The organism is Pseudomonas sp. DF11 (genome assembly GCF_058148565.1).
Genome location: NZ_JBYVYN010000001.1, coordinates 1,179,994 through 1,196,176, shown reverse-complemented (window position 1 = coordinate 1,196,176; position 16,183 = coordinate 1,179,994). Strand labels below are relative to the sequence as shown.

The window sequence follows — 16,183 nt, the reverse complement described above, 5'->3', positions numbered from 1 at the left end:
AGAGGAAAGCCATGAACACCGCATTGCTGATCATCGACGTCCAGAACGCACTGTGCCGCGGCGAAGAGGAATGCTTCGATATCCAGCGCGTCATCCAGACCATCAACGGCCTCTCCGCCAAGACCAGGGCCCTCGGCTTGACGGTGATCCTGGTCCAGCACGAAGAGTTGGAAGGCTCGTTGACGCATGGCTCTGCCGCCTGGCAACTGGCCGATGACCTGTTGACCGCGGCCGATGACCTGCGGGTGCGCAAGACCACGCCGGACGCCTTCTACCAGACCGATCTGCTGTCGCTGCTGCAAGCCCGCGGCATCGATCGCCTGGTGATCTGCGGGCTGCAAACCGACTACTGCATCAACGCTACCGTGCGCCAGGCCCATGCCTTGGGGTTCGACGTGGTCCTGGCGGCCGATGCCCACTCCACGGTGGCCAACGGCAGCATGTCCGCCGAGCAGATCATCGCCAACCATAACAATCGGCTGGGGCGGCTGAGCAGTGCGGTGTCGCGGATCGATGTGGTGCCGGCCGCTGACATCCGCCTCTGATCCGAAAGACAGGATTGTCTGACCCCTGTGGCGAGGGGATTTATCCCCGTTGTGTGGGAGCAAAGCTTGCTCGCGATGCATGCGCTTCGGTTCCCAGGGAGACCGCGTTATTTCATCGCGAGCAAGCTTTGCTCCCACAGGTGGGGATCCCCCTCGCCACAGATTCGCTGTTTGCAAGTTTGGGCGATTCTGGCTCCTCAAGGAGCGCCTAACACCATCGTCCAGTACACCCCCGCATCGCTGTGCGAGTCGCTGGCGGAAGCTGCGCCCATCTGGGTGAACATCGGGTTCATCAGGTTGGCGCAGTGCCCCGGGCTGGCGAGCCAGTCGTGCAGGGCCTGGCTCGGTGAGCGTTGGCCGGCGGCAATGTTCTCGCCCAACTTACGTCCGCGAAAGCCGGCACTCTTGGCCCGATCGGAGGTGGAGCGACCGTCCGGGTCGCGGTGGGCAAAATAATTCTCGCGGGCCATCGACCGGCTGTGGCCTTGGGCGGCGGCTCCCAGCGCGGCGTTCCAGCTCAGCGGCCGAGCCGCCGCGAAGCGCTGGCCACCGCACATCCGCGGCCTGGCCCTGGCGGCGTTGACTTGGGCCAGCAGTGTCTTGTCCGCCGAACCCGCATCGCCCATCCGCGTGCCGCCCATGGGTTGTGCCAGCACTACACGCCATTCATCACCGACCCGATTGACGCCGATGTCAGCGTACTGGTCGTCCAGCAGCGCCGCGCAGTGTTCGTCTGCCAGCATGTCAAAGGCTTCTTCGGCGTCCCGCGCATCGGTCAGGCGGATGCTGCGCACGGCCTGGGCTTGATAACCGGCGTCTTTCAAGGTTTCCCGCAAACCACCGCGAAAACCGATCGGCAAGCCCAGGCTCGAACGCAGCACCAGCGGTTGGGTGGCACGTACCGTGCGCCATTCACAACGGCGCGACTGGCTACGGAAGTCGTTGATGGCCTCCACCAGTTGCCTTTCGCCGCGGGCATGGGCGGGGCTGGTGAGTAAAGGAAACAAGGTCAACAAGCACAGCGAAACGAAACGGCAAGAGCGAACAGGGTGGCGCATGGGACGAACGGCTCGAGAGGGGGAGTTGCCATAGCGCCAGGCTTGGCGCCGATCAGCTGGAAAACGCGTCGCTGCAGGTCGGCGAGGTTTTCACGGCTGGGGTAGGACTGTGGCTTTGGGAACAAGTTTCAGCAGGCCAGAGACTCTCTGCGAGGTGGCACGACACCATCGCGGCGAAGGGATAAATCCCCTTGCCACAATGGCGTTCGGTCAGTTCAATTCGTCGCTTCAGCCACAGGCGCCTTCACCCGCTCAACCTTGCGATAAGTCAGCAGCACGATGCCGGTCACCACAATCGCGCCGCCCATCACCTGGCCCGGGTTGAGCATCTGGTCAAGCACCAGCCAGCCGATCAGCAACGTTGCCAGCGGTTCGATGTTCATCACCGGGGCGTTGCGCGGCATGTCCAGGCGGGGCACGGAGATGAACAGTACGATGAACCCGGTGCCGTAGAGCACCACCAGGGTCGCCAGGGCGAACCAGCCGGTGTTGCTGGCCGGCAGGTCGAAACCGCCGGGGAGGGCGCCGGTCAGGCCGGCGAGATTGACGCTGCTGAAGACGATGAAAATCGTCAGCAGGCTGCGTACCGAGCCACGCACCTGGGACAGTTTGTGGTCGGTGATCCACAGCGCGCAGGCAAACACGCAGGCGGCGCAGAAGGCCAGGCCCACCCCAAGTAGCCATTGCGGGCCGACCTCCTGCCCGGACGATAACCGTGCCGGCACTTCCAGCACGAACACCAGGCCCACCAGGATCATGCCCATCAACGCGGCGGTGCGCGCCGTCGGACGGGGCCCGCCCAGCGCCCAGGTCAGCAGGGCCAGCAGGATCGGAAACACGTTGCCGACCAACAGCGCCAACGCCACCGGTACCCGCGCCACGGCGGAGTACAGGCACAGGCTCTGGGCGCCGATCAACAACCCCAGGGTCAATTGCCAGCGCCACGTACCTGGCGGCAAGCGCAGGCTCTGTCGCTGCCAGAGCACCATCGCCGCCAACACCAGCAGTGTTCCGCCCGAGCGCAACAGGATCGCCAGTAGCACGCCGGCCCCGTCATCGAACGCGGCCCGCGCGGCGACATGGTTGCCAGCGAAGGCACAACCCATGCACAGCAGGACGAGTACCGCGAGGTGGCGGGGTAATGGCATGGGAGTGACAGATGCGGCGATGGGGCGAGTCATGGCAGGTGTCTCGAAGGCGGCCGCCAGGGCAAAAGACCCAGGATCAGCTATTTTAGTTATAGGTTGTCGTACAACGTTGGAGTTTTTACCCCATAGAATGGCAAGAGACAAGGTTGGTAGCCTGTTCGCCAGCTACAACGGCGTGGCGATCTTGCAAGACAGCGCACATTGTCTGGCGCTTTGCTGTACAACAAACCTGGCCGCTGTGTGGTTTACAGCATTACCCTTCCTGCGGAACCACTCATGCGCCTGGCTGATTTCATTCTCGACAATATCGAGCCGATTCTTCAGGCGTGGGAAGACTTCGCCAAAACCATCACCCCCGCGTCCATTGGCATGGATTCCGTGGCCCTGCGCGACCACGCCGAGCAGATGCTGCGCACCATCGCCGCTGACCTGCGCACCTCGCAAACGCGCAAGGAGCAGATTGCCAAGTCCCACGGTGAGGCGCCGGTGGCTGATGCCGAGACCGCCGCCGAAACCCATGCGGTCATCCGTCAGTCCTCGGGGTTTACCGTGGAGCAAATGGTTTCCGAATACCGGGCCCTGCGCACCAGCGTGCTCATGCTCTGGATGCCGCACACGCAGCTGGATCACAAACAGATCATGGACGATCTGATTCGCTTCAACGAGGCCGTGGACCAGGCCTTGGCCGAGTCCGTCGTCAGTTACTCGGGGGCGGTGGATGCGTCGCGCAACATCTTTCTCGGCATTCTCGGGCATGACTTGCGCAGCCCTTTGGGCGCGATCCTGCTGAGTTCCGAAGTGCTGCTGCGAGCCGGGGATTTGCCCGCCAAAGCCACCAAGATCACTTCGCGCATCTACACCAGTGTCAAGCGGGCCAACAAAATCGTTGGCGATCTGCTGGATTTCACCCGGACCCAACTCGGCTCGGGCATTCCGGTACAGCGCTTCAACGGCGATCTGGTGGCGGCCTGCGAGGGCATGGTGGAGGAGGCGCGGGCCTATCACCCGGAAAACAGAATCCTCTTTGAAACCCGCGGTCCCCTGGAAGGACTGTTTGACCAGGCACGCATGGAACAGGTGTTCTCCAACCTGATCGGCAATGCCGTCCAGCATGGCGCCGAGGGCACGCCGATTACCGTTTCGTTGAGCGCTGAAGAGGATATGGCCGTGATTGCGATCAACAACCAGGGCAAGCCGATCGAGAAAGAGGCCATTGCCAGCATCTTCAACCCGATGGTCCGGAATCTGCGTAGCGGTGAGATGCAGTACGGTTCCACGGCCGGGCTCGGACTGGGCCTGCACATCGCCTCGGCCATCGTATCGGCCCATAAGGGCACCATTGAGGTCCATTCGAAGGCGCGAGTCGGCACGACCTTTACCGTTCGTATCCCGCTGCACCCGGACTGATCGATTGTCCGGACGAACGGGGCTGTATACTTGTACGATGTCTTATCACGTAGTAAAACTGTCGTCCCGTCCAATAATAATTAACGGAGACGCACGATGGATGCTTCGCAATTTGCAACCGCCGCCGATCAGGGCCGCCGGGTATTCCTGAAACGATCCCTGGTGGTTTCTGCAGCGGCTGCCGCCCTCGGTAACCTGCCAGGCCTGGCTCAGGCCGAGCCTCTGAGCCAGCGTTACCCAGACCCACTGATCAATATCCTTGACCCCAGCTTCATGGACTTGCGCATCTTCAACGCCAGCGTGGAAAAACTCGCCACCGGCCTGCGTTGGGCGGAAGGGCCGGTGTGGGTGGGCGATGGTCGTTACCTGCTGGTCAGCGACATTCCCAACAACCGCATCGTGCGCTGGGATGAAGTCACCGGTGGCCTGTCGGTGTACCGCGAGAACTCCAATTTCTCCAACGGCATGTGCCGCGATCGCCAGGGGCGTTTGTTGGTGTGCGAGGGTTCCACCACCTCTAGCGAAGGTCGGCGCATCACCCGTACCGAGCACAATGGCACCATTACCGTGTTGGCGGACAGTTTCGAGGGCAAGCCGCTCAACTCGCCCAATGACATCGTGTGCAAGCGCGACGGCTCGGTCTGGTTCACCGACCCACCGTTCCAGACCGGCAATAACTACGAAGGACACAAAGTCACGCCTGCCCAACCCCACGCGGTGTACCGCATCGACGGGGGAACCGGCAAGCTCACTCGGGTCATCGACGATCTGGCGGGGCCGAACGGGCTGTGCTTTTCTCCGGACGAGAAAGTCCTCTACGTCGTTGAGGGCCGGGCCAAGCCCAATCGCTTGATCTGGGCGATCACCGTCAAGGACGATGGCACGTTGGGTGAGCGACGCAAACACATCGAAGGCCTGGATTACGCGGCGATCGATGGCATCAAGTGCGATGAGAGCGGCAATCTCTGGTGCGGCTGGGGCGGTAATGGCGATCCCAAGGCCGACCTGGAAAAACTCGATGGCGTGCGGGTGTTCAACCCCGAGGGCAAGGCCATCGGGCACATTTCCCTGCCGGAGCGCTGCCCCAACATCTGCTTCGGCGGGCGGGAAGGCAATCGGTTGTTCATGGCCGGCAGCCACTCGCTGTATTCGCTGTTCGTGAATACCCGAGGGGCGACGTTTGCCTGATGTAGCAACGGATCTTCAGGTTGTCGACCATTGTGGCGAGGGGATAAATCCTCGCCACAGGTTCCTTGTCAGGCCAGGGATGCCGTACTGCCACGCACCGTCAATTCAAACGGCAACACCACATGCCGTTCGGCAAGCGGCTTCTTCTCGATCAGCGCGATCAGCATCTCTACCGCTTTTTGGCCAAAGCTCTCGGCAGGTTGCGAAATGGTGGTCAGGGGCGGGTCGCAATAGGCGGCGAACGGGATGTCGTCAAAACCCACCAGGGAAATATCTTCGGGCACCCGCAGGCCCATTTGCCTGATGCGCCTGAGCGCGCCGATGGCCATCTCGTCGTTCTCACAAAACAGCGCACTGGGGCGGTCGGCCAGTTCCAGCATCGCGCCGGCGCCGTCGTCACCGGCCTTCAAGGTGAAGTCACCATGGCAGATCAGGTTGGGGTCGATGGCGATGCCGGCCTGGCGCAGGGCGTCCTGGTAGCCGGCCACGCGGTCCAGGGTCAGGGGACTGCTGCGTGGGCCCTTGATGATGCCGATGCGCCGATGGCCGAGGCCGATCAGATGTTCGGTCATGGCCTGAGCGGCGGCCCGGTTGTCGAGGCTGATGGTTGGGTAGGGGGCGCCTTTGAGCACTTCGCAGGCGTTGACCAACGGCAGGGATTCAGCACCAGGGGGCAGCGATTCAAAAGGGTTGCTGGCGCGCAACTGAATCACCCCGTCGGCCTGGTGGGCGTAGACCAGGGCGGCGAACTCCCGCTCGATGGCTTCCCGGCCCTGGGTGTCGCACAGCAGCAACCGGTAGCCCGCCGCCTGCGCGGCCTGCTGTGCGCCGCTGATGACCCGGGCGAAAAACGTGTTGGCGATGGTCGGCACCAGGATCACCAGGTTGCCGGTGCGGCGGGAACGGAACTGCACCGCCATCAGGTTCGGTCGATAGCCGGCCTGTTCCACCGCGGCGTTGACCTTGTCCCGTGTTTCGGGGAGCACCCGCTCGGGTGATTTCAGCGTTCTGGACACCGTGGCCACCGACACACCGGCCAGCCGGGCCACTTCACGAATGTTGGACAAAATCACCTCAAGGGGCAGGGGCTACGGTTGGGGAGCTTACCGCAGGTTGAGCGCCTCACAAATGTTCAGGTGCGAACAGATCGGGTTTGACACGCCAGGAAACTGAGCCTAGATTTTCGCCATGATGTAACCGGTTACATCATCATCCTGACAAGAAGAGAATCGCGATGAATCCTGCAGTACGAAAAATAAGAATGGGTTTCGTCGGCGGTGGCGAGGGCGCTTTCATCGGTCAGGCCCACCGTCAGGCGGCGGGGCTGGACGGCGGTTTCGAACTGGTGTGCGGCGCGTTCAGCCGCGACCCTCACAACACGCGGCAGACCGGTGCGGCCCTGGGCCTGGCCGCGTCCCGTTGTTATCACGATTGGCAGCATATGCTCGACACCGAAGCGCTCCTGCCGCTGGATCAGCGCATGGAACTGCTGGTGATCGTCACACCCAATCATCTCCATGCCCCCATTGCCAGCCAGGCATTGGAAGCGGGTTTTCATGTGTTCAGCGAGAAACCCGCCGCCCTGGACCTCAAAGAGTTGCTGGCCCTCAGGGAGGTGCTGCAAGGCAGCCGTTGCCTCTACGGCCTGGCCCACACCTACCTGGGTTATCCCATGGTCTGGCAGGCGCGGGAGATGGTGCGTTCGGGCGTGATCGGCCAGGTGCGCAAGGTGTTGGTCGAGTATCCCCAGGGCTGGCTCAGCCAGGATGTCGCCGCCCAGGGCAACAAACAGGCCGAGTGGCGCGACGACCCCTTGCAGTCCGGTTTGGGCGGCTGCATCGGCGACATTGGCACCCATGCGTTTTCCCTGGCCGAGTTCGTCGCGGACCAGCCGATCCAACAGCTATGCGCCGTGTTAGGCACGCATATACCGGGACGGCAGTTGGACGACGACGTGGCGATGCTGTTCAAGATGGCGGACGGCGCCAGCGGTGTATTGCTCGCAAGCCAGGTCTGCACTGGCGAAGAGAACCCGCTGAAAATTCGCCTCTACGGCGACAAGGGCGCCTTGGAATGGCGCCAGGAAGAACCGGCAAGCCTGATCCATCGCGCCTTTGACCAACCCCTGCGCATCCTGCGTAGCGGTGTCGGCCAGCCGTGGCTGTGCGAGGCGGCCCAGCGTCGCATGCGCCTGCCGGCCGGACATCCCGAGGGCTACCTGGAGGCCATGGCCAACCTCTACGGCGATTTCGCCCAAGCCATTCGCAACCATGTCGAAGGCCCTGATATCCCCGGCGTGCCCGGCATCGAGACCGGCCTGCGTGGCATGGCGTTCATCGAGGCCGCCATCCTCAACCATCGTGGCGACGCCAAGTGGACCACCGTACAAACCGGAGCTTCCCTGTTGTGAATATCCTCGACAAGACCCCGAGCGGCCTGCACGGCCCAGGTATTTTCCTGGCGCAATTCATGTCCGCCGAAGCGCCGTTCGATACCCTGGCCAACATCGCCCAATGGGCGGCGTCGCAAGGCTACAAGGCTATTCAACTGCCAACGTCGGGCACGCAATACATCGACTTGGCCCGGGCGGCCGAGAGCCAGGATTATTGCGATCAGCTCAAGGCCACCTGTGCCCAGGCTGGCGTAGAGATCAGCGAGTTATCGACGCATCTGCAAGGCCAATTGGTGGCGGTGCACCCGGCGTTCGACACGCTGTTCGACGACTTCGCTCCTGCGCATCTGCGCGGCCAGCCCCAGGCGCGGACCGAATGGGCGATCGAGCAACTCAAGCTCGCCGCCCGCGCCAGCCAGCGCCTGGGCCTCAAGGCTCACGCGACGTTTTCCGGTGCGCTGCTATGGCCGTATGTCTACCCGTGGCCGCAGCGTCCGGCTGGCCTGGTGGGGCAAGGTTTTGCCGAACTGGCCCGGCGCTGGTTGCCGATTCTCGACTGCTTCGATACGGCTGGCGTGGACCTGTGCTACGAAATCCACCCCGGCGAAGACCTGCACGACGGGGCCTCGTTCGAGCGCTTCCTCGACGCGGTCGATCATCATCCACGGGCAGCGATTCTCTACGACCCGAGCCATCTGCTGCTGCAACAGATGGACTACCTGGGCTTCATCGACCGTTACCACGAACGCATCCGCATGTTCCACGTCAAGGACGCCGAATTTCGCCCCGATGCCCGTTCCGGGGTATACGGCGGTTACCAGGGCTGGGTCGATCGCCCCGGGCGGTTCCGTTCATTGGGCGATGGCCAGATCGATTTCAAAGCGATCTTCAGCAAACTGACTCAATACGATTTCAGTGGTTGGGCGGTTTTGGAATGGGAGTGCTGCCTCAAGGATTCGCGACAAGGCGCGGCAGAAGGGGCGGCGTTCATCCAGCGGCACATGATCAGCAAGACCGGCAAGGCGTTCGACGATTTCGCCAGCGTCACCGCGGATGAGGACTCCAACCGGCGGCTGTTGGGCTTGCCCCCGATGCCAAGGACGTAACCCTTGTGGCGAGGGGATTTATCCCCGTTGGGCTGCGAAGCAGCCCCAAAAACAGTCAACTCAATCAACCTGGGCGAACCGGGATGCCAGGGTTTAGGACTGCTTCGCAGCCCAGCGGGGATAAATCCCCTCGCCACAGAGGGCTCTGCAAAGTTTCATTTTTCACAAGAACAACAATAAAACGGTGACGGTCATGACCACGATGAACGCACGCTTGAGCGTGATGATGTTCCTGCAGTTCTTTATCTGGGGTGGCTGGTTCGTCACCCTCGGTACCTTCCTCTCCAACACCCTGGGCGCCAGTGGCGGACAGATCGGCATGGCGTTTTCCACTCAATCGTGGGGGGCGATTGTCGCGCCGTTCGTGATCGGCCTGATCGCCGACCGCTACTTCAATGCCGAACGGATCCTGGCGGTGCTGCACCTGCTTGGCGCGGTGTTGCTGTATCAGCTGTATTCGGCGGCGGATTTCAGCGTGTTCTACCCGTACGTGCTGGTGTACATGGTGGTCTACATGCCAACGCTCGCCCTGGTCAATTCCGTGGCGTTCCGGCAGATGCGCGACCCGGCGCTGGAGTTCTCCCGCATCCGGGTGTGGGGCACCATTGGCTGGATCGTCGCGGGTGTGGTGATCAGCTTCGTGTTCGCCTGGGATTCGCGCGAGGCGATCTCAGTGGGCGGCTTGCGCAATACTTTCCTGATGGCGGCCGTGGCTTCCCTGGTCCTGGGGCTATACAGCTTCACGCTGCCGGCCACGGCACCGCTCCAAGAGCAGGCGAGCGCTGGCGGCATCAAGCGGCTATTGGGGTTGGATGCATTGGGTTTGTTGAAAGACCGCAGCTACCTGGTGTTCTTCATCGCCTCGATCCTGATCTGCATTCCCTTGGCGTTCTATTACCAGAACGCCAACCCATTCCTGGCCGAAACCGGCATGACCAACCCGACGGCGAAGATGGCCATCGGGCAGGTATCGGAAGTGTTGTTCATGCTGCTGTTGCCGCTGTTCATCCAGCGCTTCGGCATCAAGCTGGCGCTGTTGGTGGGCATGTTGGCGTGGGCGTTGCGCTACCTGTTGTTCGCCTACGGCAATAACGGCGACCTGGCGTTCATGCTGTTCACCGGCATTGCCCTGCACGGTATCTGCTACGACTTCTTTTTTGTCTCGGGGCAGATCTACACCGACGCCAAGGCGCCGGAGCGTTTTCGCAGTTCGGCCCAGGGCCTGATTACCCTGGCGACCTATGGTGTGGGGATGCTGATTGGCTTCTGGGTGGCGGGGCAGGTGACTGATCACTTCGCGGTGGCCGGCGCTCATGACTGGAAGAGCATCTGGCTGTTCCCGGCCGGGTTCGCGTCGCTGGTGTTCGTCTGCTTTCTGTTCAGCTTTCGCAGCCAGCAGGCGCTCGCCGCGCCGTCAAAGGCCTGAAGCAGGACTGGGCGTCAGTCATTTGTGGCTGACGTCCAGTTTGGTGTAGGTCACTTTCCCGCCTTCGCTGGCATAACCGACGTTGTCCAGGGTGTAGACGCCGGCCTTGAAATAGAAATCGTAGCCGTACCACGACGAGTCCAGCTTCACTTGTTTGCCAACGTTGTTGATCAGCACCGAGAGCTTGCCTTGCTTGTCCATTTGCAACGAATAGGAGAAGTCTTTGTTCAGCGGCACGTTTGGCGCGGTGTAGATCACCGGGCTCTTCTTGTCCTTGGGTTTGACCCGGTACTCCACGTCGATATTGCCGGTGCCCTTGGCGTAGCGGTATACCAGCTTCAGCAGGGGCGTGTCGGCGTCCTTGGCGTGGATCTGCGCCACGACCACGCGGCCTTCGGAAGGCACCTGGTTCACGGCCAGCGTGCCCTTGAGGGTATTGATACCGCTGTTGTAGCGCCAATTGCGCAGTTTTCCGTCTTTGCTGGTTTCCCGCAGTTCGGAGCGCGGGTATTCGCTTTTGCCGGTATGGGAGCCAGTGACCGGCGCCCAGAAGACGATCCGCTGGCCGTTATTGTCGAAATACTTGTTTTTCAGGGTCGGCATGGCTTTGGTCGCCACGACTTGCGCCGGCGTTTGCACGGGCAGGGTAACGTTCCAGACAGTCAGGTCAATCATGATCAAATGCTCCAACAGAACCGGCCATTACTCATCAGCCGGAATGGGCAAGATTACCTTCTGTGGCACAGTGTCCATGTTATCGACGAGGGCCCGTTTGGCTGCAGGGGCAACTGACGAATGGCTCTGCGTTGAGCCTCCCAAGTGGTTTTGCTGATTGTGCAGGGGTGATGTCAATTTGATAATGATCGGTTAGAGTACGCGCCGCCCGAGAGACGGATCCCGGGCGTTTCCTCATGGAGTATTCAATGAACCACATCAGCAAAGTTGTCGCCTGCGCACTGTTCGGCCTGGCCCTGGCGGGTTGCACCGGCACCCCGATGAAGACCCAGCAGTACGATGCCAGCCAATACACCGTTGTCGGCCACAGTGAAGCCAAGGCCACCGGCCTGCTGCTGTTCGGCGTGATCCCGATCCAGCAGAACAACCGTTTCGTACGCGCCCAGACCGCGGCGATCAAGGCCAAGGGCGGCGATGCCATGATCAACACCCAAGTCCAGGAAAACTGGTTCTGGGCCTGGGTCCTGACCGGCTACACCACCTCGGTGTCCGGTGATGTGGTCAAGCTGAAAAGCGTTCAGTAACACCCCGCTTGAAAGTAGGTGAGCGCCGGTTGTAAAGGCGCTTACCTGTGGCGAGGGGATTTATCCCCGCTGGGCTGCGCAGCAGCCCCCAAACCAGACAACTCAGTGTGCCAGGAAGATTGAGTTAACTGCTTTAGGGCTGCTGCGCAGCCCATCGGGGATAAATCCCCTCGCCACAACAGCCCCCGATCATGCTTGATCCTCGACTACTGTCCTCCCACCACCATATGCGTGAACGGCGCCACATACGCCTGCAACGTCACCAGCCCGCCCACCAGAATCGCCAGCACCACCGAGTGGAAAAACACGTAGCGCAGGATTTCCCCTTCATGGCCGTACCAACGGGTGGCGGTGGAGGCGACCACGATCGACTGGGCATCGACCATCTTGCCCATGACCCCGCCGGAACTGTTGGCCGCGGCCATCAACACCGGGCTGATGCCCAACTGCTCGGATGTGACCCGTTGCAAGCCGCCAAACAACACGTTGGACGCGGTGTCCGAGCCGGTCAGCGCGACGCCGAGCCAGCCCAGCAAGGTGCCGAACATGGGGTAGAAAATGCCCGTGGCGGCGAAGGCCAGGCCCATCGTTGCATCCAGGCCTGAATATCGCGTGAGAAATCCCAGGGCCAGCATCGCCACGATGGTGATCAGCGAATAGCGCACCACCCAGAGCGTTCGCAAGTAGTGGTGCAGCAGTTGCGGGATCGAGTAGCCCATCAGCAAGCCACCGAGAATCGCCGCCAGGAAGATGCCGCTGCCGGTGGCGGTGAACCAGTTGAATTTGTAGACCGCTTCCTCGGTTTTAGGCTGGGGCACCACCGGCGGGACTTTTTCGATCTGCTGGTGGATGGTGCCGAAGGTCACCAGGGGCGAGAAGATCGGGTTGGCCTCGCGCATCGGCTTGCCTTGGGGGTCAAGCTTGACCGATTGCGTCTGCGGGTCCAGTGCCGGGCGGGTATCGAACAGGTTCTTGAAACCCTGGGTGCCCCAGGCGAACACGAATACCGTGAGGATGATCCACGGCATCCAGGCCCGGAGCACGGCGGGACGGGCATCGCTGGAGAATGCGGCGCTGGTGACGGGTTGTTCATCCTCGCTGGCATCGATCTTCGAGTTGTCGACCCGCCCGGACAGCGCGGCGGAGGTGTGCACCGTGGCCGGTTTCCAGACCTTGAGGAAGCCGGTGAGGCAGGCCATGGAAATCAGCGCGGCGATGACGTCCACCAGCATCGGACCGTGGTAGTTGGATACCAGGAATTGCGGGATGGCGAAGCTGACGCCGGCCACCAGGATCGCCGGCCAGATTTCCAGCATCTTGCGCCACCCGGCAAACGCCCAGATCAACCAGAACGGCACGATCACCGAAAAAAACGGCAATTGCCGACCGACCATCATCGACAGTTCCATTTCATCCAGCCCGGTGACCTTGGCCAGGGTGATGATCGGCGTGCCCAGGGCACCGAAGGCCACGGGCGCGGTGTTGGCGATCAGTGCCAGGCCCGAGGCGGCCAAAGGCGAAAAACCCAGCCCTATGAGGATCGCCCCGGTGACCGCCACCGGCGTCCCGAAGCCCGCCGCACCTTCGAAGAACGCACCGAAGCAAAAGGCGATCAGCAGCAATTGCAGGCGTCGGTCGTCGGTAATGCGTGCGAGGGAATCCTGCAGGACCTTGAATGAGCCGTTCTCGGTGGTCAGTCGGTGCAGGAAGATGATGTTGAGGACAATCCAGCCAATGGGCAGCAGCCCGTTGGCCGCGCCATAAAGTGCCGCAGACCCGGCCATGCCGGCGGGCATGCCGAAGGCGAAGATCGCGATCAGCAAGGCCGAGGCCAGGGCCAACAACGCCGCCAGGTGCGCCTTGACATGAAAGAACGCCAGGGAGGCCAGCATCACCACCACCGGAACCGCCGCCAGGAGCGTGGATAGCACCGCATTACCGAAGGGATCGTAGACTTGTTGCCAGACCATGTTCCACCTCTGCTTTTTATTGTTGGAAGTGCAGGCCCCAGGGGGGATTGGCAGAGAAGTATAGGCGGGGATTGGAGGAGGGGATTGCCAGGCAACCCCCTGTGGCGAGGGGATTTATCTCCGCTGGACTGCGCAGCGGTCTCAATGTCTGTCAACTCGGTGTGTCAGGTTGATCCCTACCTGCCTTTTTGGGGCTGCTGCGCAGCCCAGCGGGGATAAATCCCCTCGCCACAAGGGATGAGTTATGTCGACTGGCGTGCTTCGACGTTATCCATTGCGCGGTTCGCCAGCAGACCGCTCAGTTCGATCAGTTGCTGGATGCCCAGGGCGATGTGGCGCCTGGGACCTTCCAGGTCGAAGGCCAGGTCACTGACCATGGCATTGGCCGAGGCCAGGTTTTCGCTGAGGTTGGCGAGCAGGGTTTCGGTGTCGACGCCATGGGCGACGATGAAGAGCTGGCCTGGATCGGCCTCGGATTTGTTGGGTTTGGGCTTGAGGTAGTGGTCGAGGATGCGGTCGGCGGCTTTGTCGAACGCTTTTGAGCTGGCTGGATCTGTGTCTGGCGGGTTGGGTGTTGGCTTGAACATAGATGAAACTCCAGATAAGAAATTGGAGCCATCACTCTCGCTACCAAACGAAGGGTGGTGGCCATACGAAGGTTGGTAGACCGGTTACCTGGCAACCCGGCGCGTCCGAGAACGCCCTGCGCATGACCACCATAAAACAGAGGACGTAGAGGTCCCTTGCATCAGGATGTATGTGCGCCAGGAAAACCGGGCTACCAAACCCGATCGCTGATTCGTCAGCGACCCGGAAACGATAGAGCCCCGGCCCCCAGGAGCACAAGCCGGCGGATTCTGGCGCAGTTGTAGGTAACGGCGCAAGACAACGTAGCCCGAACCCGAACGTTCCTACATCTGGATAAACACGCCCCCTGCTGGGCTGGGAACATAGGTTAACAACACACCCTTGTGGCGAGGGGATTTATCCCCGCTGGGCTGCGCAGCAGTCCCAATGTCTGTCAACTCGGTGTGTCAGGTTGATCCCTACCTGCCTTTTTGGGGCTGCTGCGCAGCCCAGCGGGGATAAATCCCCTCGCCACAGGGAGTCGTGCCTGTTGGCGTGTGGCCAGTTCAGCCCTTCGCCGCCATCGCCGTCACTTCCACTTTCATCCCCTCAACCGCCAGCGCCGCCACGCCCACCGCTGCACGAACCGGCCAAGGCTTGGCGAAGAAGCGTTTGTAAACCTCGTTGAAAGCGGCGCGATCCGCCATGTCGGTCAGATAGATGGTCAGGTGCAGGACTCGGTCCATGGAACTGCCGGCGCGCTCCAGGGCGGTCTTGAGGGCTTGCAGTGTGCATTCGCTCTGCAGCGTGATATCGCCCAGTTCCAGGCTGCCATCGGCGCGGGTGGGGATTTGCGTGGAAACCAGCAGGCCGCCGAAACCGGCGACGTCGGAGGAAATAGAATCCGCATCCGGATCTGGAACGAACGTGATGTCTGGGTTGCTCATGCAAAGCCTCATGCTGGAAAAGAAAAAAGACCGCCGCAGTTTATCGTCCATTGCTGCGCCGTTCCTGCATTCCTTTATCCGTGCGCTTGCAGCCCGCTGTTCCCAGCACTAAAGCCCCTGGGCCGGACGTTGGGCTGTCATCGCCGGTTCGAGGGGCGGTTGCGCGCCGTTCAGGCGTGCAGCCAGTTGCTGTGCCTGCTCCCATCCCAGCTCGGGCGCCAGCCAGTCGAGCGCATCTGCGGCGCTGAAGGCCAGTACCCGCTGCTGTTGATTGGCGATGTCGCCATACGTCACCAGGGCCAGGCCGTCACAGCCAAACGGGGTTTCGCTGGCCTGGGCCAGGGCGGCCAGGAAGATTGGGGTCGACTGCCGCGCGGTCGTATAGGTGAGCTGTTGCGCCTGGGAGGGTGAGGCGGGGGGCTGCGACTCATACCAGCCCTCCACGGCGACCAGTACGCGGCCTTCGTGCTTGATGGAATCGAAGACTTTGGAACGCATGACCAGATGCAAGGGCAGATGCGTGAGCGGCGGCATCGTTCCCACCGACCAGATGGGTGACCAGCCCCAGCGAACCTTGATGCACTCCAAGTGCCCACCGCGACGGCGAATGGCGCTGACCTGCATGTTTGGCTTGATCAGGCCGTGCCGCTCCTGGGCCTTGGGCGGCGTTGTCACGTACAGGTCCAGGGGCGTTGCGCTGGTTCCGAAACGGCTGCCGGAAGGGTCTCGCTGGGCGAAATACGCCAGGGAGTCTTTTGAAGAAACGTGTTGAACAAGACTGTCACACATAACGAAAACTCCCGGCAGTGAAACGCAAAGAAGCCTTGATGTACCCGCCGTTCAAGCCATGACGTCGAAGCGCGTCAGCGTGGCTTTCAGCGGTGTCATGTAGGTCCGAACCGTGGCGAAACGCTTGGTTCGAAAATCCTCGCGGCGTGGAGACGAGCGGCCCATTGGGGTGAATGCACGACCGCCATCGCGAGCGGGCTCGCTCCCACAATGGATTTGTGGTGGGGCGGGATTTTCAGCTACGCAGCCGAGCCTTTGTGGGAGCGAGCCTGCTCGCGATGGCGGTGTATCAGCTGGCGGGGAGGTTGGCCGTGCTGACGCCTTCGCGAGCAAGCCCGCTCCCACAGGGATTTGTGGTGGGGCGGGATTTTCAGCTACGCA

General features: G+C 61.8%; 15 protein-coding genes. 7 read left to right on the top strand and 8 right to left on the bottom strand.

Features of this window, described 5'->3' with window-relative positions; translation table 11 throughout:
• The first annotated feature begins 11 nt into the window (after positions 1-11).
• Positions 12-545: a cysteine hydrolase family protein gene (locus AC30D9_RS04985; protein WP_490143574.1), complete on the top strand. Its 534-nt coding sequence runs from the start codon at positions 12-14 to the stop codon at positions 543-545.
• 197 nt (positions 546-742) lie between these two features.
• On the opposite strand, the gene AC30D9_RS04980 is transcribed toward AC30D9_RS04985, so the two are convergent.
• Both AC30D9_RS04980 and AC30D9_RS04975 read right to left on the bottom strand, forming a co-directional pair.
• On the bottom strand, positions 743-1,603 hold the full coding sequence (locus AC30D9_RS04980) for a CAP domain-containing protein (protein WP_307571789.1): 861 nt from the start codon (positions 1,601-1,603) through the stop codon (positions 743-745).
• A 215-nt stretch (positions 1,604-1,818) separates the two neighbouring features.
• Positions 1,819-2,784: an EamA family transporter gene (locus tag AC30D9_RS04975; protein WP_490143573.1), complete on the bottom strand. Its 966-nt coding sequence runs from the start codon at positions 2,782-2,784 to the stop codon at positions 1,819-1,821.
• A gap of 243 nt (positions 2,785-3,027) precedes the next feature.
• Between AC30D9_RS04975 and AC30D9_RS04970 the strand changes: the two genes are divergently transcribed.
• Both AC30D9_RS04970 and AC30D9_RS04965 read left to right on the top strand, forming a co-directional pair.
• Complete coding sequence (locus tag AC30D9_RS04970) at positions 3,028-4,158, top strand: sensor histidine kinase (RefSeq protein WP_134924950.1); 1,131 nt, start codon at positions 3,028-3,030, stop codon at positions 4,156-4,158.
• Positions 4,159-4,254: 96 nt separating this feature from the next.
• Entirely contained in the window at positions 4,255-5,346 is a 1,092-nt protein-coding gene (locus AC30D9_RS04965; RefSeq protein ID WP_134924949.1) for an SMP-30/gluconolactonase/LRE family protein, read from the top strand.
• Positions 5,347-5,414: 68 nt separating this feature from the next.
• Here the strand turns inward: AC30D9_RS04965 and AC30D9_RS04960 are convergent, their stop codons facing one another.
• A complete protein-coding gene (locus AC30D9_RS04960; protein ID WP_490143572.1) occupies positions 5,415-6,413 on the bottom strand; it encodes a LacI family DNA-binding transcriptional regulator in 999 nt (332 codons plus the stop codon).
• Between the two features lie 167 nt (positions 6,414-6,580).
• Here AC30D9_RS04960 and AC30D9_RS04955 point away from each other — a divergent pair, with 167 nt between their 5' ends.
• The 3 genes from AC30D9_RS04955 (at position 6,581) to AC30D9_RS04945 (ending at position 10,270) form a co-directional block, all read left to right on the top strand.
• Complete coding sequence (locus AC30D9_RS04955; protein ID WP_490143571.1) at positions 6,581-7,756, top strand: Gfo/Idh/MocA family protein; 1,176 nt, start codon at positions 6,581-6,583, stop codon at positions 7,754-7,756.
• Complete coding sequence (locus AC30D9_RS04950) at positions 7,753-8,844, top strand: sugar phosphate isomerase/epimerase family protein (protein ID WP_490143570.1); 1,092 nt, start codon at positions 7,753-7,755, stop codon at positions 8,842-8,844. Before AC30D9_RS04955 ends, AC30D9_RS04950 begins: the two co-directional genes overlap by 4 nt.
• Before the next feature lie 193 nt (positions 8,845-9,037).
• On the top strand, positions 9,038-10,270 hold the full coding sequence (locus AC30D9_RS04945; RefSeq protein ID WP_307571794.1) for a nucleoside permease: 1,233 nt from the start codon (positions 9,038-9,040) through the stop codon (positions 10,268-10,270).
• 18 nt (positions 10,271-10,288) lie between these two features.
• Here AC30D9_RS04945 and AC30D9_RS04940 read toward each other — a convergent pair whose 3' ends face one another.
• Positions 10,289-10,945: a polysaccharide lyase family 7 protein gene (locus AC30D9_RS04940; protein ID WP_134924944.1), complete on the bottom strand. Its 657-nt coding sequence runs from the start codon at positions 10,943-10,945 to the stop codon at positions 10,289-10,291.
• 248 nt (positions 10,946-11,193) lie between these two features.
• Between AC30D9_RS04940 and AC30D9_RS04935 the strand changes: the two genes are divergently transcribed.
• Positions 11,194-11,529: a hypothetical protein gene (locus tag AC30D9_RS04935; RefSeq protein WP_109755520.1), complete on the top strand. Its 336-nt coding sequence runs from the start codon at positions 11,194-11,196 to the stop codon at positions 11,527-11,529.
• A 206-nt stretch (positions 11,530-11,735) separates the two neighbouring features.
• Here AC30D9_RS04935 and AC30D9_RS04930 read toward each other — a convergent pair whose 3' ends face one another.
• The 4 genes from AC30D9_RS04930 to AC30D9_RS04915 form a co-directional block, all read right to left on the bottom strand.
• Positions 11,736-13,499 carry an L-lactate permease gene (locus tag AC30D9_RS04930; protein ID WP_307571795.1) on the bottom strand — a complete coding sequence of 588 codons (1,764 nt, stop codon included), beginning with the start codon at positions 13,497-13,499 and terminating at the stop codon, positions 11,736-11,738.
• A gap of 242 nt (positions 13,500-13,741) precedes the next feature.
• Positions 13,742-14,086, bottom strand: a complete 345-nt coding sequence (locus AC30D9_RS04925) for a DUF6124 family protein (RefSeq protein ID WP_134924942.1) — start codon at positions 14,084-14,086, stop codon at positions 13,742-13,744.
• 546 nt (positions 14,087-14,632) lie between these two features.
• Entirely contained in the window at positions 14,633-15,013 is a 381-nt protein-coding gene (locus AC30D9_RS04920; protein ID WP_134924941.1) for a RidA family protein, read from the bottom strand.
• Positions 15,014-15,121: 108 nt separating this feature from the next.
• Positions 15,122-15,802 (bottom strand): SOS response-associated peptidase family protein, encoded by a 681-nt coding sequence (locus tag AC30D9_RS04915; RefSeq protein ID WP_490143569.1) that lies wholly within the window; start codon positions 15,800-15,802, stop codon positions 15,122-15,124.
• Positions 15,803-16,183 lie beyond the last annotated feature (381 nt).

Coding starts and splice junctions, on each gene's coding strand:
- AC30D9_RS04940 (WP_134924944.1), bottom strand. CDS start 10,945: ATGATTGACCTGACTGTCTGGAACGTTACCCTGCCCGTGCAAACGCCG.
- AC30D9_RS04985 (WP_490143574.1), top strand. CDS start 12: ATGAACACCGCATTGCTGATCATCGACGTCCAGAACGCACTGTGCCGC.
- AC30D9_RS04915 (WP_490143569.1), bottom strand. CDS start 15,802: ATGTGTGACAGTCTTGTTCAACACGTTTCTTCAAAAGACTCCCTGGCG.
- AC30D9_RS04980 (WP_307571789.1), bottom strand. CDS start 1,603: ATGCGCCACCCTGTTCGCTCTTGCCGTTTCGTTTCGCTGTGCTTGTTG.
- AC30D9_RS04965 (WP_134924949.1), top strand. CDS start 4,255: ATGGATGCTTCGCAATTTGCAACCGCCGCCGATCAGGGCCGCCGGGTA.
- AC30D9_RS04955 (WP_490143571.1), top strand. CDS start 6,581: ATGAATCCTGCAGTACGAAAAATAAGAATGGGTTTCGTCGGCGGTGGC.
- AC30D9_RS04930 (WP_307571795.1), bottom strand. CDS start 13,499: ATGGTCTGGCAACAAGTCTACGATCCCTTCGGTAATGCGGTGCTATCC.
- AC30D9_RS04925 (WP_134924942.1), bottom strand. CDS start 14,086: ATGTTCAAGCCAACACCCAACCCGCCAGACACAGATCCAGCCAGCTCA.
- AC30D9_RS04975 (WP_490143573.1), bottom strand. CDS start 2,784: ATGACTCGCCCCATCGCCGCATCTGTCACTCCCATGCCATTACCCCGC.
- AC30D9_RS04945 (WP_307571794.1), top strand. CDS start 9,038: ATGACCACGATGAACGCACGCTTGAGCGTGATGATGTTCCTGCAGTTC.
- AC30D9_RS04935 (WP_109755520.1), top strand. CDS start 11,194: ATGAACCACATCAGCAAAGTTGTCGCCTGCGCACTGTTCGGCCTGGCC.
- AC30D9_RS04970 (WP_134924950.1), top strand. CDS start 3,028: ATGCGCCTGGCTGATTTCATTCTCGACAATATCGAGCCGATTCTTCAG.
- AC30D9_RS04920 (WP_134924941.1), bottom strand. CDS start 15,013: ATGAGCAACCCAGACATCACGTTCGTTCCAGATCCGGATGCGGATTCT.